General features: G+C 71.2%; 13 protein-coding genes and 1 pseudogene. 6 read left to right on the top strand and 8 right to left on the bottom strand.

Annotation, left to right across the window (positions count from 1 at the left end; all coding sequences use genetic code 11):
- Positions 1-91 precede the first annotated feature (91 nt).
- Positions 92-535 (bottom strand): hypothetical protein, encoded by a 444-nt coding sequence (locus tag IE263_RS18005; protein ID WP_189937570.1) that lies wholly within the window; start codon positions 533-535, stop codon positions 92-94.
- Positions 536-585: 50 nt separating this feature from the next.
- Here IE263_RS18005 and IE263_RS18010 point away from each other — a divergent pair, with 50 nt between their 5' ends.
- Both IE263_RS18010 and IE263_RS18015 read left to right on the top strand, forming a co-directional pair.
- The gene (locus tag IE263_RS18010; RefSeq protein ID WP_189937571.1) at positions 586-996 is read left to right on the top strand and encodes a tetratricopeptide repeat protein; all 411 of its coding nucleotides are present in this window, start codon (positions 586-588) and stop codon (positions 994-996) included.
- Between the two features lie 108 nt (positions 997-1,104).
- Complete coding sequence (locus IE263_RS18015) at positions 1,105-1,647, top strand: MOSC domain-containing protein (RefSeq protein WP_189937573.1); 543 nt, start codon at positions 1,105-1,107, stop codon at positions 1,645-1,647.
- 6 nt (positions 1,648-1,653) lie between these two features.
- On the opposite strand, the gene IE263_RS18020 is transcribed toward IE263_RS18015, so the two are convergent.
- Positions 1,654-2,316 carry an NADPH-dependent F420 reductase gene (locus IE263_RS18020; protein ID WP_189937575.1) on the bottom strand — a complete coding sequence of 221 codons (663 nt, stop codon included), beginning with the start codon at positions 2,314-2,316 and terminating at the stop codon, positions 1,654-1,656.
- Positions 2,317-2,426: 110 nt separating this feature from the next.
- Positions 2,427-3,419, bottom strand: a complete 993-nt coding sequence (locus IE263_RS18025) for a zinc-dependent alcohol dehydrogenase family protein (RefSeq protein WP_189937577.1) — start codon at positions 3,417-3,419, stop codon at positions 2,427-2,429.
- A gap of 102 nt (positions 3,420-3,521) precedes the next feature.
- On the opposite strand from IE263_RS18025, the gene IE263_RS18030 reads away from it, so the two are divergent.
- The gene (locus IE263_RS18030) at positions 3,522-4,442 is read left to right on the top strand and encodes an AraC family transcriptional regulator (protein ID WP_189937579.1); all 921 of its coding nucleotides are present in this window, start codon (positions 3,522-3,524) and stop codon (positions 4,440-4,442) included.
- Positions 4,443-4,490: 48 nt separating this feature from the next.
- On the opposite strand, the gene IE263_RS18035 is transcribed toward IE263_RS18030, so the two are convergent.
- Complete coding sequence (locus IE263_RS18035) at positions 4,491-4,703, bottom strand: EF-hand domain-containing protein (protein ID WP_189937581.1); 213 nt, start codon at positions 4,701-4,703, stop codon at positions 4,491-4,493.
- A gap of 48 nt (positions 4,704-4,751) precedes the next feature.
- Positions 4,752-5,666, bottom strand: coding sequence for a MerR family transcriptional regulator (locus IE263_RS18040; protein WP_189937582.1), 915 nt, complete (start codon positions 5,664-5,666; stop codon positions 4,752-4,754).
- 57 nt (positions 5,667-5,723) lie between these two features.
- Between IE263_RS18040 and IE263_RS18045 the strand changes: the two genes are divergently transcribed.
- Entirely contained in the window at positions 5,724-6,377 is a 654-nt protein-coding gene (locus tag IE263_RS18045; RefSeq protein WP_189937584.1) for a GNAT family N-acetyltransferase, read from the top strand.
- 36 nt (positions 6,378-6,413) lie between these two features.
- Here the strand turns inward: IE263_RS18045 and IE263_RS18050 are convergent, their stop codons facing one another.
- The 3 genes and pseudogenes from IE263_RS18050 to glgX form a co-directional block, all read right to left on the bottom strand.
- A complete protein-coding gene (locus IE263_RS18050) occupies positions 6,414-7,616 on the bottom strand; it encodes a YncE family protein (RefSeq protein WP_189937586.1) in 1,203 nt (400 codons plus the stop codon).
- A pseudogene (locus IE263_RS18055) lies at positions 7,616-7,735 on the bottom strand (polysaccharide deacetylase family protein); the annotation flags it as partial. The gene IE263_RS18050 and the pseudogene IE263_RS18055, both read right to left, overlap by 1 nt.
- Before the next feature lie 716 nt (positions 7,736-8,451).
- A complete protein-coding gene (glgX, locus tag IE263_RS18060; RefSeq protein ID WP_189937588.1) occupies positions 8,452-10,686 on the bottom strand; it encodes a glycogen debranching protein GlgX in 2,235 nt (744 codons plus the stop codon).
- A 153-nt stretch (positions 10,687-10,839) separates the two neighbouring features.
- Here glgX and IE263_RS18065 point away from each other — a divergent pair, with 153 nt between their 5' ends.
- Positions 10,840-12,084 (top strand): L,D-transpeptidase, encoded by a 1,245-nt coding sequence (locus tag IE263_RS18065; protein ID WP_189937590.1) that lies wholly within the window; start codon positions 10,840-10,842, stop codon positions 12,082-12,084.
- Positions 12,085-12,228: 144 nt separating this feature from the next.
- Positions 12,229-13,479: a L,D-transpeptidase gene (locus IE263_RS18070; RefSeq protein WP_229911029.1), complete on the top strand. Its 1,251-nt coding sequence runs from the start codon at positions 12,229-12,231 to the stop codon at positions 13,477-13,479.
- Positions 13,480-13,610 lie beyond the last annotated feature (131 nt).

Consider the following 13,610-nt stretch of genomic DNA (forward strand, 5'->3'; position numbering starts at 1 on the left):
CCTCATCCAGCGCCACCTCGAACGCGACCGACCGCGCGACCTCGTCGAGGACGCCGAAGTCGACCACACGCCGGCAAACTCCTCGCCGCGGCTACCTCGCTGCACCCATGCTCCGGTCGAGAAAGTCGATCACAACCCTGGCCAGCGCCACGCGGTGGTCGGACAGAGAGTGATCCGTCATGAAGACCTGATGATCGAGACGGGGAACCGTGTGCGTACGGTACGCGGCGACCAGGGGTTCATGGTGGATCTGGACCGGGGCCGCCTCGTCCCGACCCGCGCCGACCAGGAGTACGGGCCGGTCAGCGAGTCGCGGGTCCAGCCCGGCGAGGCTCCAGTCGATCCCGGTGCTTTCCCTCTCCGACACCAGCGCCTCCCCGCTCGTGCCCCGCAGCGGAAGCAACTCCCCTTCGAACGCAGTCACGAACGCGGCCCGGGTTACGGGGTCCACCCGGCATCTGGCCCCGACCGCACCGAGGTCGAACCCCGCGACAGAGGCCACGGCACATACCTGCGCATCCGCGGCGGCGGTCATCAGCGCTGCGAAACCCCCCACACTGTTCCACGGTCGATCGCGCCACGGCGGTGTGCGCCTCGCTGCCCTCCGACGGTCGAGCTGCCCTGAGGCTGCGTTTCGAACGTGCGCGGCTCACCGGCCTGGCCGGTGACATCGCAGCGGCCGAGTCGGAATACCGGGCGGTCCTCGAAGGCCGCTCACGGATCCTCGGTACCGATCACATCGACACCCTGTGGACCCGGCACAACCTGGCCTGGATCGCCGGCCAGCGGGGCGACCTGGCGGCGGCTGAGGCGGAGTACCGGGCCGTGCTGGAGGACCGTTCACGGATGCTGGGGAGCGACCATCCGCACACCCTGTACACCCGGCACGCACTGGCGTGGGTGCTCGGCCAGCGGGGCGACCTGGCAGCAGCGGAAGCCGAGTACCGGGCAGCACTCGACGGCCAGACCCGGCTGCTCGGTGTGGGTGGCAGTTAGTCCGCAGTGCCCGCCGGCCAAGACCCCGTTCCGACTCGTCGAGCAGATCGGCCGTAGGCTCTGACCTGCGGTTCACCAGGAGCCGTCGGAAGAGGGGAGCTTCTTGGAATGAGCGGGTCGGTCACTGCTGTAAGCAGTAACGGCACCTACAGCTTCACCAAGCCCAACCGCGACAGCATCACCCTGATCGCCGGGCTCGGTGTGGAGGGGGACGTGCACGCCGGGGCGACCGTGAAGCATCGGTTCCGGATGGAGAAGGATCCCTCGCAGCCGAATCTTCGGCAGGTGCACCTCATCCACGCGGAGCTGTTCGAGGAGGTGCGGGAGGCCGGGTTCGAGGTGGGGCCCGGTGAGCTCGGGGAGAACGTGACGACCCGGGGCGTCGATCTGCTGGGGCTGCCGGTGGGCGCTCGGTTGAGGCTGGGGGCGCAGGCGGTGGTCGAGGTGACCGGGCTGCGGAATCCCTGCGCGCAGATCGACGCCTTCCAGAAGGGGCTGATGAAGCAGGTCGTCGGCCGTGACAGGGACGGCCGCCCGGCGTTCAAGTCCGGGATCATGAGCGTCGTACTGAGCGGGGGCCTGGTGCGGCCCGGGGACCCGATCACCGTCGAGTTGCCGGACGGGCCGCACCAGCCGCTGCGGATCGTCTAGCAGGCCCTACCCACGGAAGTCCGGCGTGCGCTCCGGGCTCGCCTCCGCCAGGGCCTTGGTGACCTCGGCGACGCCGGCGCGCAGGCCGTAGACGGGGGTGTCGGGCTGCTGGCGCCAGGAGTCGTCGAGGCCGCCCGCGTCGACGGTGTCGAAGCCGAGCTCGTCGATGAGGGCTCGGACCTTCGCCTTCGCGGCCTCGTCGTCGCCGGCCACGGGCAGGGCGATGCGGTCGGGGGCGCCGGCCGGGCGGGGGCGGTCCAGGATGTCCTGGGCGTAGGTGCCGTTGAAGGCCTTGATCACCGGGTGGCCGATGTGGCGTTCCGTCCAGCGGCTCTCGGTGAGGCCCTCGTCCTCGATCGCGGCGATCCTGCCGTCGCGCTGGCGGGGGTAGTAGTTGTTCGTGTCGATGACGGCCACGCCCTCGGCCGCGCCGTCCAGGAGACCCGAAGGGAGGTCCGGGACCGCCTTCAGGGGGACCGTGACGACGACGATCTCCGCCCCGGCTGCCGCCTCCTCCGCCCTGACCGGGGTCGCGCCCGTCTCCTCGGCCAGGGCCTTGAGGGTGTGCGGGCCACGGGAGTTGGCGACGGAGACCTCGTGGCCGAGGGCGGTGAGCCGCCGGGTGAGGTTTCCGCCGATGTTGCCCGCGCCGATGATGCCGATCTTCATGACAGGCCTTGCCCTTCCGGATCGCGTTCATGCACGTGCATGCTTCTGCGCGTCATCAACCCCGCGCCCTCCTGGGGTATTCCTGCCCCGTCCCCCCTCACGGGCGTCGTTCAGACCCGTACGACGATCTTGCCCACCTGCGCGTTCGACTCCATCAGGCGATGGGCGTCCCGGATGTGGTCCAGGCCCTCGAAGACCTCGGCGACGACCGGGCGGAGCGTGCCGTCGGTGAGGCCGGAGTTGACGTAGTGGGAGGCGCGGTGGCGGCCGGCCTCGGTGTCGGTGACCGCGAAGTTGGCGTAGCCGTGCACGGTCAGGGGCCACTGGCGGGGCAGGAGGATGGGCTGCTCGTCCAGCCAGCCGTAGCTGACCAGCGTGCCGTCCTCGACGACCGCCTCGCCCAGGGCGGCGAAGCCGGCGCCGCCGATCGCGTCGAGGACGATGTCGGCACCGCGGCCGCCGGTCAGCCGTTTCGTCTCCTTGACCACGTCCTCGTCCTCGCTGACGATCACATGTTCCGCGCCCAGCTCGTACAGCCGCTGCCGCTTGGCCTCGGTGCGGGTGGTGACGATCGGGACGGCGCCGGCCCGGCGGGCGACCTGGATCGCGGCGGTGCCCACGCCGCTGGACGCGCCGGTGATCAGGATGCGGTCGCCGGGGGTCATGCCCGCCCGCTCGACCAGGGCGCCGTAGGCGGTCGTGTAGGTGAGCCAGACGGCGGCCGCGGTGATCGCGTCCGTCCCGGACGGGCGTGGGACGAGGGCGGTGTCCGGGAGCAGGACGCGGTCGGCGTGGACGCCGTGGGCGCTGAGTTCGAAGTTGCCCGCGGACATCACGAGGTCGCCGGGGGCGAAGGACGTCACGCCCTCGCCGACCGCCTCGACCTCGCCGGCCGCCTCGTAGCCGTTGCGGGAGCCGGGCAGGGTGGGCTGGTAGTAGTACTGCCCGGCGCGGAAGAGGACTTCGGCACGATTGAGGGCCAGAGCCTCGACGCGGACGAGGACCTCCCCCGGGGCGGGGTCGGGCAGGCCGACCTCCTCGACGGTGAGGACCTCGGGGCCGCCGATTTCGTGAAAGAGCACGGTGCGTGCGGAAGTTGACATGTCGTCGACGCTAGGCCGGGAACACGAGACGCTCCATGTTCGCCGGTATCGGTTTTCTGTCCGTACGTCTCACCAGGCCGACGTGCGGTCTACGGTACGGACATGGACGTACTGAGCGACGCCGTCGCCGCGATGCGCACCGGACGCCCGCACTCCTCCCGCCAGGACAGGGTCGGGCCCTGGGGGGTCCGGTTCGCGCCCTCGGACGGCGCCGGGTTCCATGTGGTGCTGCGGGGGTCGGCCTGGCTGCTGCCGGCCCGGGGTGAGCCGGTCGCGCTCGCGGCCGGGGACGTGGTGTTCCTGGCCCACGGGCACGGGCACGCGCTGGCCAGCGGGCTCGACGTACCGCTGGAGGAGGTACGGCCCGGGCCGGACGGCCGGTGGCCCGGACAGCCGTCGACGGGCAGCGGGCCGGGATGCGCGGACACCGTGCTGCTGTGCGGTGTCCATCAGCTGGACCGCTCCCGCGCCCACCGTCTCCTCGCGGAGCTCCCGGAGGTGGTGCACCTGCCCGCCCGCGTCGGCACGCACCGCTCGCTGCGCGCGGCGGTGGAGCTGCTGGGCATGGAGCTGGAGGAGGGCCGGCCGGGCTCGGACGCCATCGTCACCGCGCTGCTGGACACCCTGCTGCTGTACATCCTGCGCGCCTGGTGGGAGCAGGAGCGCGGCGCCGGACGCGCCGCGGGCTGGGCCGCCGCCCTCACCGACCCGGCGGTCTCCGCGGCCCTGCGCGCCCTCCACGCGGACCCGGCGCGCTCGTGGACCGTGGCGGAACTCGGCGCCGAGGGCGGGCTGTCGCGGGCGGCCTTCGCACGCCGGTTCACCGCGCTGGTCGGCGAGCCGCCGCTGACGTACCTGACCTGGTGGCGCATGACGACGGCGGGCCGGCTGCTGCGCGCCGACGACCTGCCGCTGCGTCAGGTCGCCGAACGCGCCGGCTACACCTCGGAGTTCGCCTTCGCCAAGGCGTTCAAGCGGGAGTACGGGGTGGCGCCGGGGCAGTACCGCAGGCGGACCGCCTGACCGGGAGGGACGCCCGGCGGCACCTGCCGGCCGCCCCTCCCGCGTGCGTCACTTGCTCAGGTACGACCAGAACTCGTCGAACGACAGGACCTTGTCCCCGTTCAGGTCGCGGGACTTGATGACGGCCTCGGCGACCGACTCGGTGACGTTCCAGTCGCCCGCCTGAGCGAGGGCCGTCTTGAACTCGGCCGCGGTGATGAAGCCGTCACCGTCCGTGTCGATCCGCTGGAACTGCTTGCGCGCCTCTTCGATGTCCGCCACCGATCCGCCCCTTTTTTCTCGCTTGCCGTCGTACTGACGCAGGTCAGATTAACGGTCCGGGTGAGCGCGCAGTGCGGCGACCACCCATGCGAACTCCTCCTCGTAGGAGGGCTGGGCCCCCAGTCCGTTCACGACGGCCGACAACTGGCGGTACCGGGCGACCCGTTCGTTCGAGGCGGCGGTCAGCCGTTCCAGTACGGCGGCCCGGTCGCCGTCGCCGAGGAGGTCGCGCAGGACCTCGTCGGCCTCCGGGGCGTCGGGGGCCACGCCGCCTCGCAGCGCCTCGCCCGCGAGCTGCACCAGACGGCTCATGAACCACAGGGAGGTGCCCGCCGGGACCTCCGGCCCGGGGTCGGCCGCGTTGAACTCGACCATCCTGCGCATCAGCGCCCGGAACTCCGGGTCCTGGATCAGCTCGGCCAGCTCCACCCAGGCGTCGACCTGCTCGGGGGTGGGGTCGTCCGGCAGTTCGGCGGCGTGGAACCGCAGCCGGGTGCGGATGTCGGGGTCGGCCGTGTCGAGGCCGTCGAAGATCTCCTCCAGGAACTCCTCGACGATCCGCCTGCGCTCGCTCGCCGACAGCCGGGCCAGTTTGTTCATCAGGGTCATCTCCTCTGCGGTCGAACCGCGCCGCGCCACGGTCGACAGCACCGCACGGGTCACCTTCAGCGAGCGGATCTGCGCGTCCAGCGCGGCCACGTGCGCGGCCGCGACCTGCGCGACCGTGGTCTCCCCGGCCAGCACCTCACGGACGTGGGCCAGGCCGAGGCCCAGCTCGCGCAGGGTGCGGATCAGCTCCAGGCGGGCGACGGACTCGGCGTCGTAGAGCCGGTAGCCGCCGGCGGAGCGGGTGACCGGGTGCAGGACGCCCTCGTCGGACCAGTAGCGGATGGTGCGCACGGTCAGTCCGGTGGCCCGCGCCAGCTCGCCGATGGTGAAGAGTCCGGTGCCGTCGTCGATCATGTCTGTGAGTCTGGGCCTTCCAGTGGGTGGAGACTCAAGGAGCATCTCGGGGGCGCTGTGGAGACGTTGCGGGACATTCTCGACGCGGCGGCGCGGGGCGTCTTCCCGCCGACGGACGGCGGTACGACGGTGGTGCCCCAGGCCTCCTTCCGTGACGCGGGCGTGCTCTCCTTCACCGCGCACTCCGTCGTCTTCACCGACGAGGACCCCCGGTGGGTGTACGAGACGCTGGCGGCGATGGAGTGCGACGCGCTGGCCGCGACCATGAACCCGCGGTTCCTGGCGGCCTTCATGGAGCGGACGGGGCGGACGACCGAGACCGTCGACGCGATGCTGGTCGGCTCGCCCCTGTCGGGCGCGCCGCCACTCGCGCTGACGGAGGTCGAGGACGCGGGGCACCCGCGCGCGGTGTACGCCCGCCGACGCCGTGACGACGTGCGTGTCTGGACGGCGGAGGGCGGGGTGCTGGTGTTGGGGCGCGGCATCGCCGGCCGGCTGGAGGTGTCGGTCGAGGTGGACGAGCGCTGCGCGCGGGGGGCTGTCGTACGGCACCGGGGGCTGGGGCGGTCGCTGGTGACCGCGGCCCGGCATCTCGTCACCGAGCCGCTGTGGGCGCAGGTGGCGCCGGGGAACGCCCGCAGCATGCGGGCGTTCCAGGCGGCGGGGTACGTCCCGGTGGGGGCGGAGGCGTTGCTCACCGCCTGCCCGTGAGCCGGCTCGGTGCCGGGCCCCGTGGCGCGGGGCGGCTCAGCGGAAGATGCCCGTGTGGCCGAGCGAGTAGCGGCCCGGCTGCGGGTAGACGGCGAGGCCGTGCGGGCCGCTGCCGACCGGGATGCGGGCGAGCTGCTCGCCGGTGCGGGTGTCGATGGCGTACACCTCGGCGTCGTACCGCCCGGACAGCCACAGGACCTTGCCGTCCGCCGAGACGCCGCCCATGTCGGGGCTTCCGCCGCCGGGAAGGCGCCACTTCTTGGTGAGCTTGTTCTGCGTGAAGTCGAAGACGGAGACGGAGCCCTCGCCGCGGTTGGAGACGTACATCTCGCGGGAGTCGCGGCTCACGTACAGGCCGTGGCAGCCCTTGCCGGTGGGCAGGAGGGTGGGCTCGGTGAACTTGTCGCCGTCCAGGACCCACATGCCGTCGGCCATCATGTCCGCGATGTAGAACCGCTTCCCGTCCGGTGAGATCTTCACGTCCTGTGGCATGGCGCCCTCGAAGGGGAGCTTCTGCTGGCCGACGACCTGCATCTTCTCGGTATCGACCTTGAGCAGTTCGCCGCTGAACTCGCAGGAGACGATGAAGTACCGGCCGTCCAGGGAGAAGTCGGCGTGGTTGACGCCGTAGCAGGTGACCGGTTCGGTTTTGAGCCGCTTCATGGTGTGCGGGTCGCGGAAGACGAGTTCGCGGTCGAGGGAGGCCATGACGACGGCGTACCTGCCGTTGGGCGTGAAGTAGAGGTTGTACGGGTCGTGCACCTCCACGTGCTCGCCCGCCTTGCCGGTCCTCGGGTCGATCGGGGTGAGGGTGTGGCCGCGGTTGTTGTTGACCCAGAGGGTCTTCAGGTCCCAGGACGGGACGACGTGCTGGGGCTGGTGGCCGACCGGGATGGTCTCGATCACCTTGTACGTCTTCGGGTCGATGACGGAGACCGTGTCGGACTCGGTGTTGGGGACGTAGACCCGGGACGGGAAGTCCTTGACCACCGGGGAGAGCCGGCCCGGGCGGTCGGCGGCGTAGACGTCCTTGGGGTCGAGGACGGGGGGCATGCCGGGCAGACCGGGAACGGTCTGCTTCTTCGCCGGGGCCGGGACCGCGGCCTTGGTGGCCTTCGTGGCCTCGGTGTCCTTGGCCACGCCGCCCCTGGGATCGGTGCCGCAGGCGGCGAGGACGGCGAGGACGGCGCCGGCGAGGAGGGTGCTTGTCACAAGGTTGCGGTGCAGGTAGCGGTGCATCAGCTGAGCAACTCCGTGGTGGTGACCGCGCGCAGTCCGCGGCGGTGGAGTTCGGCCAGGACGGAGGGGAGCGCGGCGACCGTGTCCGCGTACCCGGAGTGCAGGCTCACGACGGACCCGTTGTCGGTGGAAGTCACCGCACCATTTAAGGGGCAACATGTGACAAAACTGGTCATTCACCCGGTTGACGTCGGGAGGGGCGTCGAGGACAGAGCGATGTTTTCGCCCCCGCCGCCCCTACCCGTCCCATCCCTGGGGGCTCCGCCCCCAGCCCCCCGACCTTGGCTCACCCTCCCCTCACGCTCGGCTGCCCTCGCGCAGGGGACCCCCACCCCGACTCGACCGGTCGAGAGCCGAGCCAGCCCAACCCGCCCGGCGTCAGCCACCGAACGCCGGACGGGGCAACTCAGCCCGTCCGGCATCAGCCACCGAACGCCCGTCAGGGCAACTCAGCCCGTCCGGGGGCGCCTGCCGAGCGCCCGGTCAGGGCATTTCAGCCCGTCCGGCGTTTGAGGGCGAGGCCCGTTCAGGGCCGAAGCGGGGTGCGGGGCGGCAGCCCCGCGAGGGGTGCAGGGGCGCAGCCCCGCCGAGGTCGAAGAGGCGGAGCCCTGCCTGGGGCTCAGGGGGCGAAGCCCCGGGGGTTCAGGGGGCGGAGCCCCTGACGGGGTTGAAGGGGCGAAGCCCCGGGGGTTCAGGGGGCGGAGCCCCTGACGGGTCGAAGGGGCGGAGCCCCTGACGGGGTCGAAGGGGCGGAGCCCCTGACGGGGTCGAAGGGGCGGAGCCCCTGGGGGATGGGAAGGGTAGGGGCGGCGGGGGCGGGAACTTGTCGGCGTTTCTAGTCCGCCACCCGCAGCAACACCACCGCCCGAGCCGGCACCGTCACCTCCGTCCCCGCCCGGTGCGTCACCCCGGGCACCTCCCCCTGCTCCTCCCTCGACGTGTCGACGACCACCTCGTACCGCTCCGCCCACGGCGGCCCCGGCAGCACGAAGTTCACCGGGTGGTCCCCCGCGTGCAGGACGGCCAGGAAGCTGTCGTCCGTGATCGGCGCCCCCCGCTCGTCCCGCCCCGGAATGTCCCGCCCGGACAGGTACATCCCCAGCGTCGCCGCGGGCGCGTACCAGTCCCCTTCCGTCATCTCGGTCCCCCGCGCCGTGAACCAGGCCAGATCCCGCAGTCCGTCCACCGAGTGCGCCCGCCCGGAGAAGAACGCCCGGCGACGGAGCACGGGATGGCGGTGCCGCAGGGCGATCAGACGGGAGGTCAGATCGAACAGCGCCGTCCAGCCGGGCTCCTCCAGCAGCCCCCAGTCCACCCAACCGATCTCGTTGTCCTGGCAGTACGCGTTGTTGTTCCCCCGCTGCGTCCGCCCCATCTCGTCCCCCGCGACCAGCATCGGCACGCCCGTGGACAGCAACAACGTCGTCATCAGGTTGCGCAGCTGACGTCGGCGCAGCGCCCTCACCCGCTCGTCGTCCGTCTCCCCCTCCGCCCCGCAGTTCCAGGACCGGTTGTCGTCCGTGCCGTCCCGGTTGCCCTCGCCGTTGGCCTCGTTGTGCTTGCGCTCGTAGGACACCAGGTCGCGCAGGGTGAAACCGTCGTGCGCCGTGACGAAGTTGACCGACGCGTACGGCCGCCTCCCACCCCACGCGTACAGGTCGCTCGAACCCGACAGCCGGTATCCCATCTCCCGTACGTCCGGCAGCGCGTGCCGCCAGAAGTCCCGTACGGCGTTGCGGTAGCGGTCGTTCCACTCCGTCCACAGGGGTGGGAAGGCGCCCACCTGGTAGCCGCCCGAGCCCACGTCCCACGGCTCGGCGATCAGCTTCACCCGTCGCAGGACCGGGTCCTGCGCGATGACCGCGAGAAACGGGGACAGCATGTCCACGTCGTGCATCGAGCGCGCCAGCGCCGCCGCCAGGTCGAAGCGGAAGCCGTCCACCCCCATCTCCGTCACCCAGTAGCGCAACGAGTCGGTGATCAGGCGCAGGACGTGCGGCTGGACCACGTGCAGGGTGTTGCCGCAGCCCGTGTAGTCGGCGTACCGACGGGCGTCCGGCTGGAGGCGGTAGTAGCCACGGTTGTCGATGCCCTTCAGCGACAGCATGGGGCCCAGCTCGCCCGCCTCCGCCGTGTGGTTGTAGACCACGTCCAGGATGACCTCGATCCCGGCGGCGTGCAGCGCGCGCACCATCCGTTTGAACTCGCCGACCTGCTGGCCGGTCGTCCCGGAGGAGGCGTAGGCGGCGTGCGGGGCGAAGTAGCCGATGGAGTTGTAGCCCCAGTAGTTGCGCAGCCCCTTGCGCAACAGGTGGTCCTCGTGGGCGAACTGGTGCACCGGCAGCAGTTCGACCGCCGTGACGCCCAGCTTCACCAGGTGGTCGACGGCCGCCGGGTGCGCCAGCCCGGCGTACGTGCCCCGCAGCTCCTCCGGGATCCCGGGGTGCCGCATCGTGAAGCCGCGCACGTGCACCTCGTAGAGGACCGAGTCCGCCCACGGTGTCTTGGGGCGGCGGTCGTCGGCCCAGTCGTCGTCATCGTGGACGACGACGCCCTTCGGGACGTACGGCGCCGAGTCCCGTTCGTCGCGCACGGTGTCCGCGACCTGCTGCTGGGGCCAGTCACGGACGTGCCCGTACACCTCGGGCGGCAGACCGAACTCGCCGTCGACGGCCCGGGCGTACGGGTCGAGGAGCAGCTTCGCCGGGTTCCAGCGGCTGCCGGTCCAGGGGTCCCAGCGGCCGTGCACCCGGTAGCCGTAGCGCTGGCCGGGCATCACGCCGGGGACGAAGCCGTGCCAGATCTCGTGGGTGAGTTCGGTGAGCCGGGCGCGGGTCTCCCGGCCGTGCTCGTCGAAGAGGCACAGCTCGACCGCCTCCGCGCCGCCCGCCCACAGTGCGAAGTTGGTGCCCGCGACGCCGTCCGGGCCGACCCGGAAGCGGGCGCCGAGCGGCATGGGCGCGCCCGGCCACACGGGCACGCCCGGCGTCCTGCGCTGTGCCCCGTTCACGACGGTGGAGGCAGCCGTGCGCTGCTCCGCCACCGTCTCCTGCTCGGCTGCGCTGGACACCGTTCCGCCTCCTGCGGCTCATGGCACGACGCGGGCCGAGGGCAAACGGCGTCCCGGCCGCGGCTCCCCGTAGCGTCGTCCTCCCCCCTGTTCTGCCCAGAGCGTGCCTCGCACTCACGTTTCCCCGGAGCGGGGCCCGTCGTTGGGCACCGTGTGAGGCACGTACAACGGCGCGCACGGCGCGCGGGGGCCGTGTTGGCCGCCGTACTGACATGGGCAGGACTGCTGGCAGGAGCCGCCGGCTGCACCGGGGACCGGAGCAGTGGGCTGGACCGGATGCTCGGGAAACCGCCGGCGCCCGAGGACGTCATCCGCATCACGCCGGAGGACGGTACGAAGGAGGCGCGGCCCGAGAACGGGCTCAGGGTGCGGGTGCCCGACGGGCGGCTGGAGTCGGTGAAGGTCGTCAAGTCGCAGGACGCACAGGAGAGCGTGGTGCCGGGCAGGATCTCCGCGGACGGGCGGAACTGGCGTCCGGACGAGAAGCGGCTCGCGCTCGCCGCCCGCTACACGATCGACGTGGTGGCCCTCGACGGCGACGGCCGCCGCTCGGCCCGCCACGCCACCTTCACCACGGACGTCCCCGAGGAGCGCTTCATCGGGTACGTCTCACCCGAGAACCGGGCCACCGTCGGCACCGGGATGATCGTCTCCCTGGAGTTCAACCGGGAGATCGAGAACCGCGCGGCCGTGGAACGGGCGGTCCAGGTGACGTCCCGGCCGGCCGTCGAGATCCGGCCGCACTGGTTCGGCAACGGCCGCCTCGACTTCCGCCCCGCGGACTACTGGCGGCCCGGCACCGTGGTCACCGTCGCCCTGCGGTTCCGGGACGTCGAGGGCGCGCCCGGTGTGTACGGGCTGCAGGACAAGACGTTCTCCTTCACCGTCGGCCGCCACCAGGTCTCCGTCGTCGACGCCGCCCGGCACACGATGAAGGTGTGGCGCGACGGCGACCTGCTCGCCACCGTGCCCATCACCGCCGGGGCGCCCAAGACGACGACGTACAACGGCAAGATGGTGGTGACCGAGATGCACGAGCTGACCCGGATGAACGGCGCCACGGTCGGCTTCACGAAGAAGAACGGCAAGGCCGAGTACGACGTCCCGGACGTGCCGCACGCCATGCGGCTGACCGAATCCGGCACCTTCCTGCACGGCAACTACTGGGCGTCGCCGGACGCCTTCGGGCGGCGCAATCTCAGCCACGGATGCGTGGGCCTCAGGGATGTGCGGGGCGGCAGTTCGGACACGCCCGCCGGCTGGTTCTTCGACCGCAGTCTCATCGGGGACGTGGTCGAGGTCGTCCGCAGCAAGGACAAGGAAGTGGCTCCCGACAACGGGCTCGGAGGCTGGAACATGGACTGGGAGGAATGGAAGGCGGGCAGTGCCGTTAAGTGACCCTTTCCTCCCAAGGTCGAAGTTGGGACTGAACGGTGACAATTGGGGGTCGCCAGGGCCGATGACCTTGAGGTTAATATGCGCGCAGCGCAGGGGACGTGCCTGCGCGCGGGCCTGACCGGCCTGGGGGAGGGGAGAACGAATTTGAACGTGCGACCGATATCGGGGGCGTCGGTTGGCGGGCGCTCGCGCGGCCGCAACAAGCGGTTGGCGCTGATCGTCGGAGGGCTGCTGCTGGCCGTCACGGCCTGCGGTGGGGGTGGGGACCCGGACTCCGGTTCGGCGAAGGGCAAGGGCAACGGCGGCTCCGGCGCCGGTGCCGCGGAGAGCAAGCAGTCGGAGGCCGTCGTCAGCATCGCGCCGAAGACCGGCGCCACCGACGTCGACACCAGCGGCGTCCTCAAGGTCACCGCCGCCAAGGGCAAGTTGACCGAGGTCGTCGTCAAGGACGCCAAGGGCACGGCGGTCCCCGGCACCATCTCCGCGGACGGCGCCGGCTGGACCCCGAGCACGCATCTGGCCGCCGCCACGAAGTACCAGGTGCACGCGGTGGCGAAGGACGCCGAGGGCCGTACGGCCGCCGAGGACGCGAGCTTCACCACGCTGACCCCGGAGAACACCTTCATCGGCAACTTCACGCCGGAGGACGGCTCCACGGTCGGTGTGGGCATGCCGTTCTCGGTCCGCTTCACCCGGGGCATCACCAAGCCGGAGGACGTGGAGAAGGCCATCAGCATCAAGACCGAGCCGGCCGTCGACGTCCAGGGCCACTGGTTCGGCAACGACCGCCTCGACTTCCGTCCCGAGAAGTACTGGAAGGCCGGCACCAAGGTCACGGTGAAGCTGAACCTCGACGGCGTCGAGGGCCGCAAGGGCGTCTACGGCAAGCAGTCCAAGACCGTCTCCTTCACCATCGGCCGCAACCAGGTGACCGTCGTGGACGCCAAGAAGCACACGATGAAGGTCATGCAGGAGGGCAAGGTCGTCAAGACCATCCCGGTCACCACCGGCAAGCCCGGCTACGCCACCTGGAACGGCCAGATGGTCATCAGTGAGAAGTTCACGGTGACCCGCATGAACGGCGACACGGTCGGCTACGACGGCGAGTACGACATCAAGGACGTCCCGCACGCCATGCGCCTCACCAACTCCGGCACGTTCGTGCACGGCAACTACTGGGGCGGCGACGCCTTCGGCAACTACAACGCCAGCCACGGCTGCATCGGCCTGCGGGACGTGCGCGGCGGCTACGACAGCTCCGTCCCGGCCGCGTGGTTCTTCAACCACTCGATGATCGGCGACGTGGTGGTCGTGAAGAACTCCACCGACCCGACGGTCGACCCGGCCAACGGCTACAACGGCTGGAACCTCTCGTGGGCGGAGTGGACGAAGTAGGTCCCGCCCGACAAGGGCCCGGTGCTGTGACAGACGGCACCGGGCCCTTGTCGTCAGTGCCCGTGCTGTGTCCGCCTGGGGGCAACCCCCAGACCCCCGGCCGAGTGTGATCGACCGCACCGACCCGGTAA

It is taken from the genome of Streptomyces aurantiogriseus (assembly GCF_014649375.1).
In the GTDB taxonomy this organism is placed as follows: Bacteria; Actinomycetota; Actinomycetes; order Streptomycetales; family Streptomycetaceae; genus Streptomyces; species Streptomyces aurantiogriseus.

What these genes read in the sequence shown, in the direction of transcription:
- IE263_RS18005 (WP_189937570.1), bottom strand. Translation starts at nt 535, where the DNA reads ATGACCGCCGCCGCGGATGCGCAGGTATGTGCCGTGGCCTCTGTCGCG.
- IE263_RS18015 (WP_189937573.1), top strand. Translation starts at nt 1,105, where the DNA reads ATGAGCGGGTCGGTCACTGCTGTAAGCAGTAACGGCACCTACAGCTTC.
- IE263_RS18020 (WP_189937575.1), bottom strand. Translation starts at nt 2,316, where the DNA reads ATGAAGATCGGCATCATCGGCGCGGGCAACATCGGCGGAAACCTCACC.
- IE263_RS18025 (WP_189937577.1), bottom strand. Translation starts at nt 3,419, where the DNA reads ATGTCAACTTCCGCACGCACCGTGCTCTTTCACGAAATCGGCGGCCCC.
- IE263_RS18030 (WP_189937579.1), top strand. Translation starts at nt 3,522, where the DNA reads ATGGACGTACTGAGCGACGCCGTCGCCGCGATGCGCACCGGACGCCCG.
- IE263_RS18040 (WP_189937582.1), bottom strand. Translation starts at nt 5,666, where the DNA reads ATGATCGACGACGGCACCGGACTCTTCACCATCGGCGAGCTGGCGCGG.
- IE263_RS18050 (WP_189937586.1), bottom strand. Translation starts at nt 7,616, where the DNA reads ATGCACCGCTACCTGCACCGCAACCTTGTGACAAGCACCCTCCTCGCC.